Annotated in this window: 3 protein-coding genes; 1 reads left to right on the top strand and 2 read right to left on the bottom strand. The window is 65.8% G+C overall.

What is annotated here, in order from left to right:
- Window positions 1–31 precede the first annotated feature (31 nt).
- Together ACH107_RS32505 and ACH107_RS32500 are read right to left on the bottom strand one after the other, a co-directional pair.
- The gene (locus ACH107_RS32505; RefSeq protein ID WP_412509732.1) at window positions 32–274 is read right to left on the bottom strand and encodes a hypothetical protein; all 243 of its coding nucleotides are present in this window, start codon (window positions 272–274) and stop codon (window positions 32–34) included.
- Window positions 275–280: 6 nt separating this feature from the next.
- Window positions 281–934 (bottom strand): alpha/beta hydrolase, encoded by a 654-nt coding sequence (locus ACH107_RS32500; RefSeq protein ID WP_412509731.1) that lies wholly within the window; start codon window positions 932–934, stop codon window positions 281–283.
- A gap of 168 nt (window positions 935–1,102) precedes the next feature.
- Between ACH107_RS32500 and ACH107_RS32495 the strand changes: the two genes are divergently transcribed.
- Window positions 1,103–1,564 carry an Rrf2 family transcriptional regulator gene (locus ACH107_RS32495; RefSeq protein ID WP_412509730.1) on the top strand — a complete coding sequence of 154 codons (462 nt, stop codon included), beginning with the start codon at window positions 1,103–1,105 and terminating at the stop codon, window positions 1,562–1,564.
- Window positions 1,565–1,797 lie beyond the last annotated feature (233 nt).

Below are 1,797 nucleotides of genomic sequence, written 5' to 3'. Positions count from 1 at the left end.
GGCCGGCCATCGCGACCGGGCCGGCCTCAGGTCATGAGGAATTGTCGGAAGGTTTGCCGTCGCGGAAGGCGCGGGCGCGGGCCATGAGCAGGGCGCGCGCCTTGATGTTCGCGCGGCGCACGCGCATCGAGGTCAGGAAGGCCTCCTCGGCGGTTTGCGAAGTGGCGCCGAGGACCTGCGTGATGTCCGAGACGATCTGTTCGTCCCCGGAAGCCTCGATGTACTTGATCGTGTCGCGGGCCAGCTCGTCGGCAAGGTCCTCGGTCACGCCCATGGCTTGTCACCTCGTGCTTTCGGTCAGGCGTTGCTTGACGTAGCCGCTCACGGCGTCAAGCATCGGTTCCATGTAGGGCTCCTCGAAGAAATGCCCCGCGCCCTCGATTTCCTCGTGGGTGATGGTGATCCCGCGCTGCTCGTGCAGCTTGCCGACCAGTGCCCGTGTATCGGCCGGCGGAGCGACGCGGTCGCCGCCGCCGTTGATGATCAGCCCGGAGGACGGGCAGGGGGCTAGGAAGGAGAAGTCGTACATGTTCGCCGGTGGCGACACCGACACGAAGCCCGTGATCTCGGGCCGGCGCATGAGCAGCTGCATCCCGATCCATGCCCCGAAGGAAAAGCCCGCGACCCAGCAATGCTTGGAATTGGCGTTGTAGGATTGCAGGTAGTCGAGCGCCGCGGCGGCATCCGACAGCTCACCCACGCCCTGATCGTACTCGCCCTGACTGCGGCCGACCCCGCGGAAATTGAAGCGCAGGACCGAGAACCCCATGTTGTGGAACGCGTAATGCAGGTTGTAGACAACCTTGTTGTTCATGGTGCCGCCGAATTGCGGATGCGGATGCAGGATCAGCGCGATCGGGGCGTCCCTTTCGCGTTGGGGGTGATAGCGGCCTTCGAGACGGCCCTCGGGGCCGGGAAAGATTACTTCGGGCATCGGATCCCTTTTTGTCGCTGTCCGGGCCGGCGGTTTTCTTGACGAAATCGCTCAAGCACCTTAGAACGGTTCTAATTGTTGTCCGGACGGGTCCGGAAGAGCATCCCGCAGATAAGGCCTGTTGTGCGCAAGGTCAATCTGTTCGGGGATTATCGGGGAGACCGAAGCATGAAGCTGAGCACCAAGGGCCGGTACGCGATGGTGGCGCTGACCGATATCGCGCTGCAGGATCCCGACATGCTGGTGACGCTTGGCGAAGTGTCGAAGCGGCAGCACATCTCGTTGCCGTATCTCGAGCAGTTGTTCGTGAAGCTGCGGCGCGCCGACCTGGTGACATCGGTGCGGGGGCCCGGCGGCGGCTACCGGCTGTCGCGGCCGGCCTCGGACATCCGGGTGATCGACGTGCTGGCGGCGGTCGACGAGACAGTGGACGCGCTGCACAAGGGCGCGGGCGCCTCGGGCGCGACCAGCGGATCGCGGGCCCAGTCGATGACGAACCGGTTGTGGGAGGGGCTGAGCGCGCATGTCTACGTCTTCCTGCACCAGACCCGGCTGAGCGACGTGGTCGGCAATTCGCTGGCGCCCTGTCCGGCGGTGCCGACGCTGTTCGCCGTGGTGGACGAGGAATGATGGCGCGCGCGCTCGATGGCGCGTGGGGCGGGGGCGCGTGGCGCGGGGGCGCTGCCCCCCTTGCCCTGCGGGCAATTCCCCCCGGGGTATTTCGGCCGAGAAGAAACGGGGGCCGGTCATGACGCGGACATACCTGGATGATAATGTGTATGCCACCGCGGAGCTGCTGAAACGTCAGAAAGGCGGCGCGGCAGTGGTGATGGGGGCGTTGTCCCCGCGCACGCGGAACGCGC

This window comes from Roseovarius halophilus (ex Wu et al. 2025) (assembly GCF_047086965.1).
The sequence above is the reverse complement of the archived record's forward strand: the minus strand, read 5'-3'. Positions and strand labels throughout refer to the sequence as shown.